This is a genomic window from Bacillus sp. AFS055030 (assembly GCF_002574545.1).
GTDB lineage: Bacteria > Bacillota > Bacilli > Bacillales > Bacillaceae_G > Gottfriedia.
This window is the reverse complement of the sequence record NZ_NUGT01000045.1, coordinates 1-18,359: the sequence shown is the minus strand read 5'-3', so window position 1 is coordinate 18,359 and position 18,359 is coordinate 1. Positions and strand designations below refer to the sequence as shown.

Genomic DNA, 18,359 nt, shown 5'->3' with positions numbered 1-18,359 from the left:
ATGAACCTGTTATGAGTATGAACCTTTAAAATCTTTGCTTTAATAATATATACTTAGACTTTTGTTGTTCTATATTGACAATGTTTTATTTCAATAGTATGAAAAAAACAAACCTTTATTAGGTTTGTTTTTTGGACTGATTTAATTTAATTTTTGAGTGCTTGATTCGTTTAGACTAATTGTAGAGTTTTTAAATGATCTTTTAGGTAGACTCCAATTATAATGCACAGATAATAGTCTAAGCAGTACTATAACAATGAATAATAATAAAAGTTCAAAATTTGAATCAACAAATTTATTTCCAATTAGAACACCTACAAGTATCGCCCAAAAAGCATATACTTCTGAATGTAATACCATTGGTTTTCTTTTTGCAAGTAGATCTCGAACGATCCCACCACCGATTCCTGTTAAGACAGATGCTACAATAACAGCGCTTACAGGTAATTTTAATTCCATGGCATAATTTGCACCAAGAATTGCAAAAGCAGATAAACCGATTGAATCAAATAAAATATCTAATTTTTTAAATGGTTTATTTGATAATTGCGGAAAGAAAAAGATAATTGTCATTGCAACTAGCGCAATTGTAAAGTTTGTTGTTTGATTCCATAAATAGTTAATTGGATAGCCTATTAATAAATTTCGTAATGCACCGCCACCAAAGGCTGTAGCAAATCCTAGGATATAGACACCAAATAAATCATAGTCTTCTTCCATGGCTACTACTGCACCACTTAATGCAAAGGAAATAGTACCAATAATGCTAAATAACTCCCATGTTTCCAATAAGCAATTCCCCTGCCCCTCCAATAAAAAGATGAAAAATAGTCCAGATATCATTATAATAAAGAGATAGTTAAGAGTAAAGAATATTTATTGCTTAGAATTGATTATAGAAAAGGTGGAATTTTGTGACGAATGAAATGAGAGAAAAAGCCATTTTAGTTGGATGTCAACTTCAAAATGTAGATGATGATCGTTTTAATTATTCATTAGATGAATTAGCATCACTTACGAAAACGGCAAATGGAGAGGTAGTTTTAATCACTTCACAAAAAAGAACTAAATATCATCCAGCATTATACATAGGCACAGGTAAAGTAGAAGAGTTAGAGGCAGCAATTGCAGAGTTAGAACCTGATGTTATTATTTTTAATAATGAACTGACTCCATCTCAAATTCGCAATTTATCTGCAAGATTAGAAAAAAGAGTAATTGACCGTACACAATTAATTTTAGACATATTTGCGCAGCGAGCAAAAACAAAAGAAGGTAAATTACAAGTAGAATTGGCTCAATTACAATATTTAATGCCAAGATTGGTAGGTCAAGGTACAGAGTTATCAAGACTTGGTGGGGGTATTGGTACTAGGGGACCTGGTGAAACAAAACTAGAATCTGATCGTCGTCACATTCGAAAACGTATTGATGATATTAAACAGCAATTAAACATAATCGTTGAACATCGTAAACGTTATCGTGAGCGACGTAAGAAAAATGAAATGTTTCATATTTCATTAGTAGGTTATACAAATGCAGGAAAATCAACATTATTTAACAGACTAACTAAATCTGATGTGTATGAACAAGATTTACTGTTTGCAACATTAGATCCAACAACTAGAAAATTTGTTTTATCAAATGGTATGACAACTTTACTAACAGATACGGTTGGTTTTATTCAGGATTTACCAACTTCTCTTATTGCTGCATTCCGCTCTACACTTGAAGAAGCAACGGAAGCAGATTTCATTCTTCATGTTGTCGATGCATCTCATGAAAATTATAAAAGCCATGAAGTAACAGTTTCTAAATTATTGAATGATTTAGATGTAGAAAATATTCCAATTTTAACTGTTTATAATAAAATTGATCAAGTTCATGAAGACTTTGTTCCGTCACCATCAGAAGGTTTTATTGAAATGAGTGCATTAAATGAAGATGATTTAAGTAAATTACGTCAAAGAATTGAATTTGAATGTAAACAATACATGGAATATTTTGAAGTGTTTGTACCTGCAAACGAAGGGAAATTGATTCATGAAATCAAAAAATTAACGATGATTGAATCGATCACCTTTAATGAAGAAACAGAAATCTATCAAATGACTGGTTATGTTTTCAAGGAACATTCAATTTATGATACAGTTAAAAGATATAGAAGATATAAGGAGCAATAATCAATGTTAGAATTTTTATCAAATGGGGAAAAAATTGCACCATTAGTGGCAGATGTTGAAAAATTAATTTCAGAAGCCCATAAAGAAATAGACGAAGTGATTGAGTATAACCAATTTAAAGTTTTACAAAGTTTTCGAAAGCATAAAGTGAGTGATAGTCATTTTATCCCAACAACTGGTTATGGTTATGATGATATTGGAAGAGATACATTAGAGGAAATTTTTGCGGATGTTTTAGGTGGAGAAGCTGGTTTAGTGAGACCGCAAATTATTTCTGGAACACATGCAATTTCAACTGCTTTATTTGGCGTATTAAGACCAGGTGATGAGTTATTATATATTACAGGGAAGCCATACGATACGTTAGAGGAAATCGTAGGGATTCGTGGGGAAAGTGGAAACGGTTCATTAAAAGACTTTGGGATTGGGTATGAATCAATCGAATTAGTAAATAATGAACGAATCAATTATGAAAAAGTAGCAAATAAAATGACAAGTAATACGAAGGTAATTGGTATTCAACGTTCAAAAGGATACGGAACAAGACCTTCCTATACAATTGAACAAATTAAAGAGATGATCGACTTTGTAAAAGAAATTGATCCAAATGTTATTGTTTTTGTAGATAATTGCTATGGTGAGTTTGTTGAAAAACTGGAGCCGTGCCATGTAGGAGCAGATTTAATGGCGGGTTCATTAATTAAAAATCCTGGTGGTGGACTTGCTAAAACTGGTGGTTATATTGTAGGACGCAAAGATTTAGTTGAAAAATGTGGCTATCGTTTAACATCTCCAGGAATTGGACGTGAAGCGGGTGCTTCTCTTTATGCGTTACAAGATATGTACCATGGCTTTTTTATGGCGCCACATATCACAGGTCAAGCATTAAAAGGAGCGTTATTTACTGCAGCGTTTTTAGAAAAGCTTGGTATGAACACGAACCCTTCATGGGATGCAGTAAGAACAGATTTAATTCAATCTGTACAATTTGATGATAAAGAAAAAATGATCGCATTTTGTCAGGCAATTCAAGCGGCTTCGCCAATCAATGCTCATTTTACACCAACCGCAAACTATATGCCTGGATATGAAGACGATGTCATTATGGCAGCGGGGACATTTATCCAAGGTGCAAGTATCGAGTTAACAGCAGACGGTCCAATAAGAGCTCCATATGTTGCATACGTTCAAGGTGGTTTAACATATGCTCATGTGAAAATTGCAATTTGTTCGGCAGTTAATTCATTAATTGAAAAAAATCTATTAGAAATTTAATACAAAATAGCTCATGACCTTTAAGTCATGAGCTATTTTATTTATGAAAATAATTTGGGGACTTACTCTCATAATGAAGAAGTATTATCTTACTCTATATCTTACAGGTAAATTCTTAAATTAACCTTAACATTTTTATTAAAATTTGATAATGATTATCTAATTATTTATTAATAGAGGATTATGCCAGTATATAGAAGTCAAAATCAGTTTAGATTCAGCAATTGTTAAAAAAAGAAAATAATAGTTTGATATAAATTTATATTTGTTAAAATAAAGTAGATGTAATGAAACGTTTAACATTTTTTGAAATATTGAAATCATTCGTTAAAAATCGCACGACTAAAAGAAGGGGTATACATGAATAATCGAGCACATCATTATACAATGGATTATGTGAATTCAGAGGAAAAACAGAAAATGCTGTACAAACGGACTCTTTTGATTGTTAGCATTTCGCAAATTTTTGGTGGAGCAGGATTAGCTGCCGGAGTTACAGTTGGTGCATTACTAGCTCAACAAATGCTTGGAACAGATGCTTTTACAGGACTACCAGCATCCCTTTTTACATTGGGATCAGCATTAGCGGCATTTATTGTCGGTAGGCTGTCTCAAAGATTTGGTCGCCGAATTGGGCTTGCTGCAGGATTTATTACAGGTGGACTTGGTGCAATTGGTGTAGTAATTGCAGCAATGACAAACAGTATTATCCTTTTATTTGCTTCACTCTTGATTTACGGTGCTGGTACCGCAACGAATTTGCAAGCTAGATATGCCGGAACTGATTTAGCAAATAATAATCAACGTGCAAAAGCGATCAGTATTGCGATGGTTTCTACAACATTTGGTGCTGTTGCAGGTCCAAACCTAGTTGGTCCAATGGGAAAATTTGCAGTCTCCATTAGCGTGCCAGCACTTGCAGGTCCATTCATTTTATCTGCCACAGCTTTTATTTTGGCCGGTCTTTTTCTCTTCATAATGCTTAATCCAGACCCGCTGATTTTATCAAAAATAATCGAGTCAAACAAAACTCAAAAAGTGAATTTAGCAAATTTAAAACAAATTGAAAGTACGAAAGAAAAGAGAGGTATTGCTGTCGGAGCAACGACAATGGTACTAACGCAAATTGTTATGGTTGCTATTATGACAATGACACCTATTCACATGAAACATCACGGTCATGGACTAAATGAAGTAGGAATAGTGATTGCATTCCATATTGGCTCAATGTATCTTCCATCACTCATTACAGGAATTCTTGTCGATAAAATAGGCCGAACAGCGATGTCGATTGCATCTGGAGCTACTTTATTACTAGCTGGAGTATTAGCCGCATCGGCACCAAGTAATTCGATGATCCTCCTAGTAGTTGCGCTTTCTTTACTAGGATTAGGATGGAATTTTGGTTTAATAAGTGGGACTGCTCAAATCGTTGATTCAACAGATTCTACTACACGAGCCAAGACACAAGGAACTGTGGATGTATTTGTCGCACTAGCAGGTGCATCAGGAGGTGCATTGTCTGGAATGATTGTTGCGAATTCAAGTTATGCAACATTATCATTAGCAGGGGGGATTTTGTCCCTAATCCTTATACCAGTCGTGATTTGGTCACGTGGAGGAAAGAAAAATCACGAAAAAGGGCTTCATATGTAAAATGAAATCTAATGTAAAATAGGAGCTGATTAATCAGCTCCTATTTGTTCACGAATTGAATTCCAAAACAATTCAAAAGAGCTCTCCCTAGTTAAATACTTAGCAACTCCCAAAGCTTCCAACTATATTTCTTAAACAGTCTTCTTTACTAACAATAGATTTTCATTTTTTAATAATTTATACATACTTTTGAAAATCAATACACCTATTACAGTACCTGTAAAATTAAAAATTAAATCATCAATATCAACCGCACGATAGTTATAACCAATAAAATAACCCGATGTTCCTTGAATTGCTTCAATTAATATACTTGTAACTAAACCGATCATAAATATTCTTTTTACTTTGATAGTTGGAAAAAGAATGGGCAATAAAAACCCTAATGGCATAAAAAGAATAATATTTCCTATAACTTGTCTTATAAGAATCCCAAGTCCATATTCCATAAAATCTGATCCTACAATATTTGTGAAGATATAAAATGGAATAAAATTGTGTTTATAACCTAATTTATCTTCAATCATTAAATCAATCAGTTCTTTTTGAAATGGAAAAGGAAATATCGTTATAGAGATAAGACTACTAATATATATAGAAAATAATAGTAGATAAATGAATTTTAGAATGGAAATTTTCTTTCTAAATAATAAAAATAAAAAAAGAAATAATGATAATAAAATAATAAAAATACTTGGGTATAAAGCAGTTAGCATTATTTCACCTCTCTTATACAAATTTAATAACTACTTGAACCTTTAACACGTAATCTATTTAAAATTTCCTATTTCTCCATATTTTCATCGTTTTTTTGTATTTATTTAATTAACTAATAATACGATTCTAAAACATTGTTAATCATATCACAAACCATATTTTACCATATATTATATTTTTATAGAAAAATATTTTCTAGGTTCTATACATTTCTATTTAACATATGAGCTTATTATCGGAAATCCAAAAAACGCCAATCCCTTACTATTTTAAGGGATTGGCGTTTTCGCTTTTTCTCATGTTACGCACAGAAGTTTCTCTTATTTTTTGTATGAAATCCTGTATAATTTAAATAATATTGCTTATTGGAGGGCTATGGAGATTGAAACGACCACGAAATCCTAATTATGTTCCTAGGAGCTATAATCAATCTAGTTTTAAGAATCTAATTGAAAATGAATTGATTCCGAATGTATATCTCAAAAGTGAACGTCAAAATGACCCAATAGTCGTTAACAATATTCCTGAAGGTTGGAAATGTATTGGATCTGGTAATTATGCTGCTGTTTTTGTACACCATTCTGAACCAAATGTGGTTGTTAAAGTGTATGGAAAAGATTTAGATGGTTTAGAAAAAGAAGTTCAAGTCTATAAACAATTGGGAGAGCACCCAGCTTATTCGAAATTGATCCAATTTGGTGAAAAGTATCTAGTTTTAAAAAGATTAGAAGGAATTACGTTATACAACGCCCTAGCAATTGGTGAAAAAATACATGAGAGTGTAATTAAGGATGTAAACATTGCGCTTAAGTATGCAAAAAGTCGTGGACTAAATCCATACGACGTTCACGGTAAAAATGTGATGATGAAGGATGGCAGGGGATATGTTGTAGATGTATCTGATTTTTACAAAAAAGGAAAGGATGAAAAATGGGAGGATTTAGTAAAAGCTTACTATAAGTTATATAAAAAAACTTTGTATAAAGTACCTATTAAAATCCCATTGAAATTCTTAGATTTTACTAGACATTCATATAGATTCTACAAAAAATTCAAGAGGAAGATAAAAAGATACATGCAAGAAGACTAGCTTTCGGACTAGTCTTCTTAAGTTCTCAGTATTTCATTTAGTTTTTTATAACCCGCTTCTCATTTTGGCTCTTTTTTTCACTAAAGCTAACTAAAATAGTGTCTATTTTCATTTATCCATCAGTAGATACTTATATAGAAATATCTTGCTGATCTTCATAATTTACCAATTGTTTATGATGATAAAATTTCTCAAAAATCATTCCCATTAAATAGTAAAATACTAAGCCTAAACATATATGAATAAGTGTAAATTTCATACCAAATGATGCAAATTCATAGATAACTATAGGTAGTTTAGCGGTTGTCCAAACTCCTAAAAAGAATACAACATAGCGAATGCTTGCTCCTTTTTTCAATAAAAGTACCGCGATTGGAAAAGCTAGGTATAGTGGACCAACTGCAATACCTCCTAGTAAGAAAGCAAATAAAACACCGTAAATACCAGATTTATTTCCCATATATTTAATAATAGTCTCTTTTTCAACCCATTTGTCAAGTAGGCCAACAAAAATTAAAACTGGTGGAAGGAGAAATAACATTTTTATTAGACTATTTCCTGTTAACTGAAATGCTTTCATCCCAAGTGAGTGGTTTATTAGTGGAAGAACGATGAACACTACTAATAAAATAAAAAAGAAACGATATTTTTTTAATTGACTCATACCATCACCAACCAAATTATATATGCAAATATAAGAGACATTAAAAGTCCACTTGCATTACGTGCATATGCAAAACTTCTTCCAAAGAATTTTTGTTCCATAGGTAATGTAATAACTCCTACTGACATGAACGTTGACATTAATAATGCTACTTGGGGCAGGCCAGCACCGTTTTGGACCAATGTTTCTCCTAGAGGAAAAACGACAAAACTTGGAATTAGTCCTACAGAACCAATTAATGTAGATAGTATAATTCCTTTCACTCCAGACTGTTCCCCAATAATAGATGAAACGATTGTAGGTGTTAATAAGGATAAGGAGAGTCCTACAAAAAACATGATCGTTAAAATTTCAGGAAAAATATTACAAAACATTATCCATGACTTTAATAGTGCATCTTTTGTTTTCTTTCGATCCTTTATAAAAGAGATACTAGTAAGAATGATTGCTAAACTGTATAGGATCGAAGCATTAATCATGACTTTTCTCCTTCCATACTTTGTATCTGCTCAAGAAAAATGATAAATTCTTCAGCTTTTCTTCAATATTTATTTGAAATTCTTCTAATTTTTCTTTTCCATATTCAGTAATTTTATACATCTTGATCGGTTTATCTTGTTCGGATGTACATAAATAAGATTCAACAGCACCTTCCGTCTCTAATTGCTTTAATGTTCGATATAATATGGAACTGTCAATTGGATTGATAGGCAGTTCCTCTTCACACTTCTGCAAAAGTTTCCCTCCATAGCTATCCCCCTCTGTTAAAAACAATAAAAGAAAAGCGCCAGTATGTCGGCCTGTATGTTTCATAAATAGTTAACCTCCTAAATTCGTATACTTCCAAAAAAATAATTTCGTACTGTTAATAACAATATACTGTTATTAACAGTAATATGTTACTAAGATTAAAATTAATCTTTTAGTTTATTTCTGGAAAGAGATCGGATGATTAAGTTTTTACACAAGCATTTCTTTAGTTGTGAAATGCTTCTTTCCTATATATAAAAAGTAAGGATATTTTTATAACAATAATAATATAATAAAAAACAACAATAATTTATTGTAAAACGATAAATAATATGTTAAATTCATATTGAAAATAATTTAGTGAGGTGCTTTTATGAAACGGGGATCTACGCTCTTTTTAAAAATAGTAGTGATTCTTATCGGGTTGCCAGTTCTTGCATTGTGTATATTTGTAGTTCCGAAGATTGCAGAATATGCTGCTGAGTTGTATCCGAATATTACTTTAATGAAATATTTCATTTTTATAGATCTTTATTTAGCAGCAATTCCTTTCTATTTCGCTCTTTATCAAGCTTTTAAACTTTTATGCTACATTGATAAAAATAAAGCCTTCTCGGAACTATCGGTTAACGCTTTAAAGAAAATAAAATTTAGTGCGATCGTAATCAGTGTATTGTATGTACTAGGATTGCCACTTTTTTATTTAATTGCAGATATGGATGACGCACCAGGAATTATTGTTATTGGTATGGTCTTTATTTTTGCTTCATTGGTAATTGCAGTCTTTGCAGCCGTTCTCGAAAGGCTTTTGAAAGAAGCGATTGATATAAAATCAGAAAATGATTTAACAGTCTGAGGTGAAGAACATGGCAATAGTTATCAATATTGATGTAATGCTAGCAAAAAGGAAAATGAGTGTAACCGAGCTTTCAGAAAAGGTTGGGATTACGATGGCGAATCTTTCTATATTGAAAAACGGTAAAGCAAAAGCGATTCGTTTTGCAACTTTAGAAGCGATTTGTAAGGCACTAGAGTGCCAACCTGGAGATATTTTGGCATATCAAAATGATGAAGACAACAAGTAGATCGATATGATTGATATCAATATATAAAGGAGAGCTAATTGTGAATTTAATACTTCAAAAGGATGAGTCACATTTTATAAAAGCCGTTAAACAACTTGTCCGCTTTGGTTTGGAGCAGGCTTTATCGTGTATTTTTCCTGTTGTGATTTTTGCCTCTTTAGCTTTTACTAAAATTGTACACCTACCATTATTGCCACGATATGATTGGTTACTTTTGATTTGTATTTTGATGCAATGGATCATGGTGCGTTCTAGACTTGAAACATTTGATGAATTAAAGGTAATCACACTATTTCACTTAATTGGACTTGCGCTTGAACTTTTTAAGGTACATATGGGTTCATGGGCATATCCTGGGGAAGGATACTCCAAATTATTTGGAGTGCCATTATATAGTGGTTTTATGTACGCAAGTGTTGCAAGTTATTTATGTCAAGCATGGAGAAGGATGAATGTTGAACTCATTAATTGGCCACCATTTTTTGTAGTTGCTTCACTTGCAGCAGCAATTTATTTAAATTTCTTTACGCACCATTTTTGGATCGACGTTCGTTGGTGGTTATCTGGACTTGTCATAATTGTTTTTTGGAAATCTTGGGTCATTTATGAAGTTCATGGGATTAAGTACCGTATGCCAATTGCACTCTCTTTTGTACTAATCGGATTTTTTATATGGATTGCCGAAAATATTGCAACGTTTTTTGGTGCATGGCAATATCCAAATCAGTCGGTTGCATGGAGTTTAGTTCATTTAGGGAAAGTAAGTTCATGGCTCTTATTAGTAATTGTGAGCTTTCTGATCGTAGCAACATTGAAGAGGGTAAAAGGAAAAAACACTAAAAAAGCAAAAATGTAAAAGTATTACTGTTTGGTATCAAAAAAATAACCTGTATCTTAGATTAACTAGTAATCTGATACAGGTTAATTTAATAATTTGTATCGTTAATATATTGCAATAAGATGCCTAAACCTAATATTTTTCCTACTTACCGATAAGATTCATAAACCCTTTGTATATTAGGAATAGGGAGAAAATTAAAATAGCTAAAATACCAATTAAATCTGTTAATGGCTCTACGCTAGATAAGAATGTACCTGCTAAAGGCATTTTGATTAAAGCAAAACCAGCAATAATACTAGCTAACATTAAAAAAATTCTTTCCATTTATTCATCCCTCCATTCAATACATTTTATGTGCAATCGAAATGTAAGTGCTTTCAAAGACAAGCTTTTAGAAAAAATGTGCGTTTGTCACGGAAAAATAAAGAGTGGGGCATTTAAGGTCCTATTTCATCTTTTAATAGATTGATATTCTAGTTTATTATTCAACCTTTTTGGTGTGAATCTAGGAAGGTCATTTCATTAAAGAAATTGAATACTATGTAAAAAAGACTATTTTTAGGAGGGTTTAATCAAAAGAATGAAACTGTTTAAGCTATCGTTTATCATATTACCTTTACTACTAGTTGCTTGTCGTTTTATCCCTACAGAAAGTCAATCAATTATAGAGTGGGTAGACTTTGTTAGATTAAATGGGGTTGAGTACAATGGCATACAATCGGGAATTTTGGCTAATGAAAAATTTATTGATGAAAAAGTAGGGGAAGTAAAATTTAAGGTAGCAGATCATGTTACAAATACCAGTTATAAAATAAAAGATGGGGATGCAGCATTTCATGAGAAAGGAACAGAAATTTATTCAATTAAAGATAATCCTGAATGTATTGCCATAAAGGACAAAACTGCATTAAATGGATATAAAATCTATTATGCAAGAGGAACAATTGATTATAAGTGGTATTTTAAAGATGTGCCAATCGAAAAAGTTAATCTGATTGAAATCTACCAATCTTATTCACCTGATGAGAAAAAAATATCAGAGATTAAAGAAAAAGAAAAAATAGTAAACTTTCTGGAAATCTTAAGCAACAGTAAAGATGATTTGAATTTTCAACCAATTCATAATGATACAGATTCTACACATTATGAAGTAGTATTGTATACAGGTGAGGCAATCGCTTATAAATATGCTATTGAATTTGACGGTGCTAACTATTACTGGCATCCATGGGATACGTCAATTTTGTCAAATGAAATAATGAAATTTTTACCAAATTAACTCGCAAATTAGTAAAGCGTGTTTTACTTTACATAATAATCTTATAAGTCGAAACATAAATTCATGATCTTCACTCACTTCGAAAAACTAGTCTTTGATAAAATATGTGAAAGTTTGATGAAATTAGAACATTTTTTATATTAAATTAACTATTAAAATGGTAAAATATGGTTATACTATATTAGAAAGCTGATTTTATTACGGAGGGACTATATTTGAGAAAGGCATATAAATTCTTGATTTTTGCTTCAATACTAGCTTTATGCTTAGGTGGATTTTATTTTGAAAAAATGAAGCACAGCAAAACGAAAAATGAAATATGGATTGGTTACAACTACACAAAATTTGGAAAAAATGTCATTAAATTTGAACCAGTGAAAGTAGAAAAACAAGAAAAATTAAATCAATTAGAAGAAATATTTTTATTTAGTAAAAAAATAGACAAACCAATTTTAGACTTATCTAAATATGATGTTCAGTTATCATTCAGAAGTCCAATAGATCAAACGGTTGAATACAGTTCATTACTTTGGTTCACAAATAGTGGTGCAATCATAAAGATTAATGGATTTAATGGATATCGAAGCATTGGTATTGAGAAAGCCAATTCAATAAAAAATATAATTAATTATATAGAGTTGTAATGATTACCTATTTTCTCGAAAATGTGTGACCATGGCAACTTATTTTTTTTGAGTTTTATAAGGAAGAATTGGTTGGATAGTTAGATGTGCAGTTCAGTAGTAGAAGAAATGATATAATATTGTTGTAGTTAGTATTACATGATAAAAATGATGGATTAAAGGAAACGGTGTAGTAGGAAAGTGAAGAAAGGAAGTGTGAAAGAGTGGAATTGGAAACAGTTATGCAGGAGCTTGAAGCACTTGGTAAGGAACGGACAAAAAAGACATACATAAGAAATGGTGCACATGAACCACTATTTGGGGTTGCAACAGGGGCAATGAAACCGATCGCTAAAAAAATTAAACTAAATCAACAATTAGCGGATCAATTATATGCAACAGGTAATTACGATGCCATGTATTTTGCGGGAATTATTGCAGAGCCTTTGAAAATGACTGAAGAAGATTTTGAGAGATGGATTGATGGAGCTTATTTCTATATGCTTTCTGACTATGTAGTTGCAGTTACTTTAGCCGAAGCAAATATTGCACAAGAGGTAGCCGATAAATGGATTAAAAGCGGAGACGAACTTAAAATGTCAGCTGGTTGGAGCTGTTACTGTTGGCTATTAGGGAATCGCTCGGATATTGATTTTGACTCGAACAAGATTTCAACTATGCTTGATCAAGTAAAAGATACCATCCATGAATCCCCTGAAAGAACAAAATCTGCTATGAATAATTTTATTTATACAGTAGCCATTTCATATTTACCTCAACATGAAAAAGCAGTTGAAACTGCAAAAGGAATTGGACCAGTCGAAATCAAAAAGGACAAGAAAAAAAGTACTATTTTACTTTGCTCTGAAAAAATTCAAAAAGATTTAGATAAAGGTCTATTAGGATTTAAGCGTAAACATGTGAGGTGTTAATGGATTGTAATGTCTTTTTTAGAAATATTTCTAGATAATAAAATTTCGATTATAGACTATTCTTGATTAGATGGAGAATCATTTTTAAAGATTAACTATATCACCGCAATGATCTAGATGAAAAAGAAGTTGTTTAAAATTACAAGATACTGAAATTCGGAAATAAATATACTGTATCGAATGACTTTAATTAAATAGCTGATTTTAAATTTTATATAAGTAAGAGTATTTGAAGAAGTACTCACAAAATTATTGGTAGATTGTAGTTTTAGGAAGTGAAAAAATGTTTACATATTATTCCATGCTCATAATTGGTGTCTTTTTAATAATAGGAGCAGTTTTTATATTTATTCCAATATTTATTGATCGAGAATATACATTAGTAAAAATTGGAAAAGGTCTTGGGTTTTTATTACTTGGTGCCCTAATTTTAGCGATTACACTTCCAAGTCTTAAATCTGTTGTGTTTAAACAATATGATGTTGTCAGTGGAAGATGTGTGATAGAAATTGATTCTTCAGGCCGTATTTCCGAAGCAAATTTTGATTTAATAGACCAAGATGAAATATTTACTTTCAAGGACATTCCTAAACTGGCTGTTTATGGGAAATCAATTCCATATTATTGTAAAGTGACAGTGACTAAAGATCATAATTTTGAAATTAGTTACAAAATATATGATATCGAAACAAGAAAATTAATTTTGACAAGTGAATAGTATTTATTTGAATAAACTATTCATTATACTAATCTAGATAAATACTCTATTATCCTTTTAGGAAAAGAGAGTTCAAAAAAGCTATAAAAAATAAAAATGTAAAAGGAGATCATAATGAAACAATTAATACCTACTTTGTATATTTTGTTTGGATTATTAATTGTAACATTAACTTACTTTTCTAATTTTGCTGGTCCAAGATATCTCACAAATATTGGTTGGATTCTTTTCGTTATTGGGATCATATACCCATTTTATAGCCGTGTTGTTAATTATTTTAAGCTTGAATTTGAAGATGAAAAAAGTGTATGACTACAACAAAAGGCTGCTTAGGTAGTCTTTTTATATGGAAACGGGTATCTACATTCGAATAACGATTAAAAAGTTTTTACATAGTGAGAATAAAGGCAATGAAGAAATTTTAAATTTTGGAATTGTTTAACCTCAACAACTTTCTAATGAATTTGATTATGAATAATTTAGAATAATCTAGTGATCAAAGTTGAAGTCGAAATTTATTGGAGTTAATAGGCTTTTTAATTAGTTAAATATAAATAAAGCCAAATTATGTGTTTAAGTTATTAGAGTAAAATAATTACAATAAACAAAAAAAAATAGAGGAATATCCTCTATTAAAATTCGAATTTATAAACCGCCAAGTGCTTTAATCGTTGCAGGTCCTACAATTCCGTCAACTTGTAAATGCTTAGCTTTTTGGAATTTGCGCACGGCTTGTTCAGTATTGTTCCCAAAGATCCCGTCGACACCCTTTGTACTATAGCCGAGTGATGTTAGCTTTTGTTGAAGCTTTTTAACTGTAGTACCACGACTGCCCTTTTTTAAGATCGTTCCACTTGGGATAACTGCATTAGAGTCACCACTACTACTTGTTATCTTATACCCATTAGCCTTTGCGATTGAGTCAAATGATTTACTTGAAGTTGTGATGACAACAGGTGTGCTCAATTTTACTCTAGCAAAAAGCCATTCTACTTCATTATCATACATTCTAACACAACCACTACTTACGTATTTTCCAATCGAGCTCGGATTATTGTTTCCGTGGATAGCATATGTAGTTCCCCATGTACCACGAGCATTTAATCCAAGCCAACGGTTTCCTAGCGGATTTCTAGGGTCCCCGCCACGAATGTTACCTTTATAGTAAGGTCTATTTACTATTTTATTTACAATTTTAAACTTACCTTCTGGCGTCAGAGATGGACTTCTACCTGTTGCTACTTTAAAAACTTTGTAGAGTTTCCCATTTTCATAATAAGCTAGTTGATTTGTTGCTTTGTTAATAATAATAAATTGAGATGTAGCTGCCTGGCTAGGTTTAATACCAAAACCAACAAACATAAAACAGGTTAAAATTAAAACAGTAAGCAGTTTTCTAATCAATACCTTCCCTCCCAGATCATTTTTTCAAAATCTTAATCAATTAATCCTATGATGATAGAGGTTGTCCATGTGTCAAATTTTTCAAATATGATAAAAATTATTAAAAAACATTACAATTGTAACGGTGTTTTATAGTCCATTTGATTTGTATAGTTAGATTAATAAACTTGTAAAAAAATGGTATATTTAAAGAAGTGAGGTGAAAAGATGAAAATTAATCAGTATATGCTCCAACTATCATTACTAATCATCATTATTTTTGGTGGGACTTTTATCATACACATTATTCGTACAGGTGAATTTTTGTTAGATCAAATGATTGGATGTTCAGTAGGAATCTTACTTCTATTGTTTTCTTTAATTTGGAGGAAATCTAGCAAGCTATCAAAGTGATATGAGTAATTGGACGCTATATTTAAAAAGAGTTAAAGGCTTTTTACATTAAAGATGTAAAAGGCCTTTTTTGTATGAAACTTAAAAGAAGGATTTCATTTTGTTTTAGGGAATATAGATACTAAAAAGATGAGGTGTACTTTAATTTGGATAAAGATAAAATTGAAAAATTGAAGACAGCAGGAATAATAATAGGTACCTTTGTTTTAACCCTCGGTATCATCATATCTATTGCTATTATTAATTTTAATCATGCTAAAGCACATCCAATTATAATCAAAATTCCTAAATCCAAAAGTACCATTACGCTGGTTAATAAAGAAGAATTAATGAATGTAGATTCAAATTTAAAAACTAGTGTTTGTGAAGTGATCGAACTTGCAAAAACAGATAATAAAAATCAGTATCAAATTGTATGTGATGATTCTGAGAAATACGGATTTACCGAAAAAGAAATAATAGATAAAAATTCCAACTCTGCCCTAAAAGTCGGTGACACTGTTTACTTAACGATTTATAAAGACGGGAAATTAATGGTGAAAATAGAAAATGAATAAGGTTTTAGAAAGCAGAAAAAATGTTCTACCAGTTTAATAATATGAAAAAAGGAACTTCAAATTAGTTGAAGTTCCTTTATATATTTTATGATCGTTTTTCTCCATTAATTGAATTCAGATAAATAAAAAAGAAAATGAAGTATGAAAAGAAGTAAATTTTAAACGCGTTGACTATGAAGAAAATTTATATGAAATACCTTTTTTAAAGTGGAAATGATGCTATTTTCGAAAATAATCAGAAAAAAAATAGGAAAAAGACATATTGAATGAATAGTTTTTTCAACGACACTCTCTCATCATTTTCAGGAATAGACATTTAGGACTAAATTTTGGAAATGTTTAACTATTAGTTATTTATACATGATATTATGAAAATGAAAGGTGGTGATATTGTGGTATGGTTTATTGTAATTTTAATAGTAGTAATTGGTATTATACTTATAATGAATGGCAATTCTAGCAATAACGAAGAAAAACATTCTCCTGAAGAAATCATAGAAATTGCAGATTTCGAACTTAAATTCAGGTCAGAAATTGCAAAAAATAAAATGTTATTAAAGAGTGGTAGAATAACAGATAGACAATCAATGGAATGGTCAAAAAACTTATTGGAAGAACACAATGAAATTCAAAGAAGATACAATGTAACAGAACAAGAAATGTCTGAATACTATGAACTTGTATATTCTAAATCAAGCGTGCGTTTATCATAATTAAAATTATTTTTAATCCTTAGTAAAACTAAGGATTTTTTAGTATTTCCTAAGTACCGAACAAACTTGATGTAATAAAACTAAGATGCTTGGCCAAAAACAATCCATATTAATGGAAGTATTTGAAGAGCATTTATCAGAAGCAATTCGTATATTTGAGCGAAATGCCCAGAAAGATGGTTTGCTTATAACGTATTCACGTTACATCGTTAGAGCACAACTATAATTTTAGGAGGATAATAAATATCCTCTTTTTTTTATTGAGTATAAAAGTATAAGTCAAATATTTTTATCTATTTGACTATGTAAAAAATTACCAAATTTTACATGGACTTCTAACATAATCAATATTTAATGTTGGTACATAAGATTATATTGGTATGAAAAATGGACAAGAATTTATTTCCAAATTGGTTCTTTAGTTAGAAAAGGTGATAATTTGGGTAAAGACAACAAAGAAAATAGAAAATCTTGTAATTGCAAAGATTGTAAATGTAAGTGTAAAGACTGCGATTGTAAAAGCTGTAAGAAACATAAGTGTAAAGACTGCGATTGTAAAAGCTGTAAGAAACATAAGTGTAAGGACTGCGGTTGTAAAGACTGTAAGAAATGTAAGTGTAAAGACTGTATATGTAAAGATTCGAAGGAATGTTACTGTTGTGATAAGTGTTGTAGGGGACCTAGAGGTAAAAAAGGTAAAACTGGTCCTCAAGGGGTGACTGGAGCAACCGGAGCAACCGGGGCAACTGGAGTAACTGGTATTGGGATAACGGGAATAACCGGAGCGACAGGAATAACTGGGATGATTGGCTCAACTGGCTCAACTGGAGTAACCGGAATAACAGGAGCAACAGGAGTAGCAGGAGCAACAGGAGTAGCAGGAGCAACAGGAACAACGGGAGTAACCGGAGCAACCGGGGAAACAGGAACAACAGGAGTAACCGGAGTAACGGGAGTAACGGGAGTAACCGGAGTAACAGGCTCAACTGGAGCAACAGGGTCATCCGGAGTAACAGGAACAACAGGAACAACAGGAACAACGGGAACAACAGGAACAACAGGNNACCGGAGTAACCGGAGTAACAGGGTCAACCGGCCCAACAGGAACAACAGGAGTAACCGGAGTAACAGGCTCAACTGGAGCAACAGGAGTAACCGGAGTAACGGGAGTAACAGGAACAACTGGAGTAACAGGTGAGACTGGGGTAACAGGGGCATCCGGAGTAACAGGAACAACAGGAACAACAGGAGTAACAGGGGCAACAGGGTCAACAGGAGCAATAGGAGCAACAGGGTCAACAGGAGTAACAGGGTCAACCGGAGCAACAGGAGCAACAGGGTCAACGGGAGCAACAGGGTCAACTGGAGTAACAGGTGAGACTGGGGCAACAGGGTCAACAGGAGTAACAGGTGAGACTGGGGCAACAGGGTCAACCGGAGTAACAGGAGTAACCGGAGCAACCGGAGTATCTGGGTCAA

The 18,359-nt window shown here is 31.9% G+C and carries 22 protein-coding genes; 15 read left to right on the top strand and 7 right to left on the bottom strand.

Annotated features, from left to right (window positions below):
* Window positions 1–141 precede the first annotated feature (141 nt).
* On the bottom strand, window positions 142–789 hold the full coding sequence (locus CN925_RS15480; RefSeq protein WP_286138406.1) for a trimeric intracellular cation channel family protein: 648 nt from the start codon (window positions 787–789) through the stop codon (window positions 142–144).
* 137 nt (window positions 790–926) lie between these two features.
* Between CN925_RS15480 and hflX the strand changes: the two genes are divergently transcribed.
* The 3 genes from hflX (at window position 927) to CN925_RS15465 (ending at window position 5,114) form a co-directional block, all read left to right on the top strand.
* Entirely contained in the window at window positions 927–2,183 is a 1,257-nt protein-coding gene (gene hflX / locus CN925_RS15475) for a GTPase HflX (RefSeq protein WP_098847185.1), read from the top strand.
* A gap of 3 nt (window positions 2,184–2,186) precedes the next feature.
* The gene (locus CN925_RS15470; RefSeq protein ID WP_098847173.1) at window positions 2,187–3,458 is read left to right on the top strand and encodes a methionine gamma-lyase family protein; all 1,272 of its coding nucleotides are present in this window, start codon (window positions 2,187–2,189) and stop codon (window positions 3,456–3,458) included.
* Between the two features lie 360 nt (window positions 3,459–3,818).
* The gene (locus tag CN925_RS15465) at window positions 3,819–5,114 is read left to right on the top strand and encodes an MFS transporter (RefSeq protein WP_098847171.1); all 1,296 of its coding nucleotides are present in this window, start codon (window positions 3,819–3,821) and stop codon (window positions 5,112–5,114) included.
* 131 nt (window positions 5,115–5,245) lie between these two features.
* On the opposite strand, the gene CN925_RS15460 is transcribed toward CN925_RS15465, so the two are convergent.
* Complete coding sequence (locus tag CN925_RS15460; RefSeq protein WP_098847168.1) at window positions 5,246–5,830, bottom strand: VanZ family protein; 585 nt, start codon at window positions 5,828–5,830, stop codon at window positions 5,246–5,248.
* Between the two features lie 383 nt (window positions 5,831–6,213).
* On the opposite strand from CN925_RS15460, the gene CN925_RS15455 reads away from it, so the two are divergent.
* Window positions 6,214–6,921: a serine/threonine-protein kinase gene (locus CN925_RS15455; RefSeq protein ID WP_483295206.1), complete on the top strand. Its 708-nt coding sequence runs from the start codon at window positions 6,214–6,216 to the stop codon at window positions 6,919–6,921.
* Window positions 6,922–7,051: 130 nt separating this feature from the next.
* Here the strand turns inward: CN925_RS15455 and CN925_RS15450 are convergent, their stop codons facing one another.
* Genes CN925_RS15450 through CN925_RS15440 form a run of 3 tightly spaced genes read right to left on the bottom strand, consistent with a single transcriptional unit; the run spans window position 7,052 to window position 8,398 of the window.
* Entirely contained in the window at window positions 7,052–7,585 is a 534-nt protein-coding gene (locus CN925_RS15450) for a permease (RefSeq protein ID WP_098847165.1), read from the bottom strand.
* Complete coding sequence (locus tag CN925_RS15445) at window positions 7,582–8,064, bottom strand: hypothetical protein (protein WP_098847162.1); 483 nt, start codon at window positions 8,062–8,064, stop codon at window positions 7,582–7,584. The genes CN925_RS15450 and CN925_RS15445 overlap by 4 nt, the downstream gene beginning before the upstream one ends.
* The gene (locus tag CN925_RS15440; protein WP_098847159.1) at window positions 8,057–8,398 is read right to left on the bottom strand and encodes a PadR family transcriptional regulator; all 342 of its coding nucleotides are present in this window, start codon (window positions 8,396–8,398) and stop codon (window positions 8,057–8,059) included. The genes CN925_RS15445 and CN925_RS15440 overlap by 8 nt, the downstream gene beginning before the upstream one ends.
* A gap of 310 nt (window positions 8,399–8,708) precedes the next feature.
* Here CN925_RS15440 and CN925_RS15435 point away from each other — a divergent pair, with 310 nt between their 5' ends.
* The 3 genes from CN925_RS15435 to CN925_RS15425 all read left to right on the top strand — a co-directional run bounded on the left by CN925_RS15435 (window position 8,709) and on the right by CN925_RS15425 (window position 10,276).
* Window positions 8,709–9,191, top strand: coding sequence for a DUF2975 domain-containing protein (locus tag CN925_RS15435; protein WP_098847156.1), 483 nt, complete (start codon window positions 8,709–8,711; stop codon window positions 9,189–9,191).
* Between the two features lie 10 nt (window positions 9,192–9,201).
* Window positions 9,202–9,420, top strand: coding sequence for a helix-turn-helix domain-containing protein (locus CN925_RS15430; RefSeq protein ID WP_098847154.1), 219 nt, complete (start codon window positions 9,202–9,204; stop codon window positions 9,418–9,420).
* A 76-nt stretch (window positions 9,421–9,496) separates the two neighbouring features.
* Entirely contained in the window at window positions 9,497–10,276 is a 780-nt protein-coding gene (locus tag CN925_RS15425) for a DUF817 domain-containing protein (RefSeq protein WP_098847180.1), read from the top strand.
* 126 nt (window positions 10,277–10,402) lie between these two features.
* Here CN925_RS15425 and CN925_RS15420 read toward each other — a convergent pair whose 3' ends face one another.
* On the bottom strand, window positions 10,403–10,585 hold the full coding sequence (locus CN925_RS15420) for a hypothetical protein (protein WP_069034392.1): 183 nt from the start codon (window positions 10,583–10,585) through the stop codon (window positions 10,403–10,405).
* A gap of 256 nt (window positions 10,586–10,841) precedes the next feature.
* Here CN925_RS15420 and CN925_RS15415 point away from each other — a divergent pair, with 256 nt between their 5' ends.
* The 5 genes from CN925_RS15415 (at window position 10,842) to CN925_RS15395 (ending at window position 14,125) form a co-directional block, all read left to right on the top strand.
* Window positions 10,842–11,540, top strand: a complete 699-nt coding sequence (locus CN925_RS15415) for a hypothetical protein (protein ID WP_098847151.1) — start codon at window positions 10,842–10,844, stop codon at window positions 11,538–11,540.
* A 215-nt stretch (window positions 11,541–11,755) separates the two neighbouring features.
* On the top strand, window positions 11,756–12,184 hold the full coding sequence (locus tag CN925_RS15410) for a hypothetical protein (protein ID WP_098847148.1): 429 nt from the start codon (window positions 11,756–11,758) through the stop codon (window positions 12,182–12,184).
* Window positions 12,185–12,387: 203 nt separating this feature from the next.
* Entirely contained in the window at window positions 12,388–13,095 is a 708-nt protein-coding gene (locus CN925_RS15405; RefSeq protein ID WP_098847145.1) for a DNA alkylation repair protein, read from the top strand.
* 283 nt (window positions 13,096–13,378) lie between these two features.
* A complete protein-coding gene (locus CN925_RS15400; RefSeq protein ID WP_098847144.1) occupies window positions 13,379–13,813 on the top strand; it encodes a hypothetical protein in 435 nt (144 codons plus the stop codon).
* A 114-nt stretch (window positions 13,814–13,927) separates the two neighbouring features.
* A complete protein-coding gene (locus CN925_RS15395) occupies window positions 13,928–14,125 on the top strand; it encodes a hypothetical protein (protein WP_098847142.1) in 198 nt (65 codons plus the stop codon).
* A 333-nt stretch (window positions 14,126–14,458) separates the two neighbouring features.
* On the opposite strand, the gene CN925_RS15390 is transcribed toward CN925_RS15395, so the two are convergent.
* The gene (locus CN925_RS15390) at window positions 14,459–15,217 is read right to left on the bottom strand and encodes a L,D-transpeptidase family protein (protein WP_483295205.1); all 759 of its coding nucleotides are present in this window, start codon (window positions 15,215–15,217) and stop codon (window positions 14,459–14,461) included.
* 207 nt (window positions 15,218–15,424) lie between these two features.
* On the opposite strand from CN925_RS15390, the gene CN925_RS15385 reads away from it, so the two are divergent.
* The 3 genes from CN925_RS15385 to CN925_RS15375 all read left to right on the top strand — a co-directional run bounded on the left by CN925_RS15385 (window position 15,425) and on the right by CN925_RS15375 (window position 16,880).
* On the top strand, window positions 15,425–15,610 hold the full coding sequence (locus CN925_RS15385) for a hypothetical protein (RefSeq protein WP_098847139.1): 186 nt from the start codon (window positions 15,425–15,427) through the stop codon (window positions 15,608–15,610).
* Between the two features lie 146 nt (window positions 15,611–15,756).
* Window positions 15,757–16,167 carry a hypothetical protein gene (locus CN925_RS15380; protein ID WP_098847137.1) on the top strand — a complete coding sequence of 137 codons (411 nt, stop codon included), beginning with the start codon at window positions 15,757–15,759 and terminating at the stop codon, window positions 16,165–16,167.
* A gap of 392 nt (window positions 16,168–16,559) precedes the next feature.
* Complete coding sequence (locus CN925_RS15375) at window positions 16,560–16,880, top strand: hypothetical protein (RefSeq protein WP_098847134.1); 321 nt, start codon at window positions 16,560–16,562, stop codon at window positions 16,878–16,880.
* Window positions 16,881–18,359 lie beyond the last annotated feature (1,479 nt).

What these genes read in the sequence shown, in the direction of transcription:
- CN925_RS15465 (WP_098847171.1), top strand. Translation starts at nt 3,819, where the DNA reads ATGAATAATCGAGCACATCATTATACAATGGATTATGTGAATTCAGAG.
- CN925_RS15395 (WP_098847142.1), top strand. Translation starts at nt 13,928, where the DNA reads ATGAAACAATTAATACCTACTTTGTATATTTTGTTTGGATTATTAATT.
- CN925_RS15400 (WP_098847144.1), top strand. Translation starts at nt 13,379, where the DNA reads ATGTTTACATATTATTCCATGCTCATAATTGGTGTCTTTTTAATAATA.
- CN925_RS15445 (WP_098847162.1), bottom strand. Translation starts at nt 8,064, where the DNA reads ATGATTAATGCTTCGATCCTATACAGTTTAGCAATCATTCTTACTAGT.
- CN925_RS15415 (WP_098847151.1), top strand. Translation starts at nt 10,842, where the DNA reads ATGAAACTGTTTAAGCTATCGTTTATCATATTACCTTTACTACTAGTT.
- CN925_RS15470 (WP_098847173.1), top strand. Translation starts at nt 2,187, where the DNA reads ATGTTAGAATTTTTATCAAATGGGGAAAAAATTGCACCATTAGTGGCA.
- CN925_RS15420 (WP_069034392.1), bottom strand. Translation starts at nt 10,585, where the DNA reads ATGGAAAGAATTTTTTTAATGTTAGCTAGTATTATTGCTGGTTTTGCT.
- CN925_RS15440 (WP_098847159.1), bottom strand. Translation starts at nt 8,398, where the DNA reads ATGAAACATACAGGCCGACATACTGGCGCTTTTCTTTTATTGTTTTTA.
- CN925_RS15430 (WP_098847154.1), top strand. Translation starts at nt 9,202, where the DNA reads ATGGCAATAGTTATCAATATTGATGTAATGCTAGCAAAAAGGAAAATG.
- CN925_RS15385 (WP_098847139.1), top strand. Translation starts at nt 15,425, where the DNA reads ATGAAAATTAATCAGTATATGCTCCAACTATCATTACTAATCATCATT.
- CN925_RS15435 (WP_098847156.1), top strand. Translation starts at nt 8,709, where the DNA reads ATGAAACGGGGATCTACGCTCTTTTTAAAAATAGTAGTGATTCTTATC.
- CN925_RS15460 (WP_098847168.1), bottom strand. Translation starts at nt 5,830, where the DNA reads ATGCTAACTGCTTTATACCCAAGTATTTTTATTATTTTATTATCATTA.
- CN925_RS15450 (WP_098847165.1), bottom strand. Translation starts at nt 7,585, where the DNA reads ATGAGTCAATTAAAAAAATATCGTTTCTTTTTTATTTTATTAGTAGTG.
- hflX (WP_098847185.1), top strand. Translation starts at nt 927, where the DNA reads ATGAGAGAAAAAGCCATTTTAGTTGGATGTCAACTTCAAAATGTAGAT.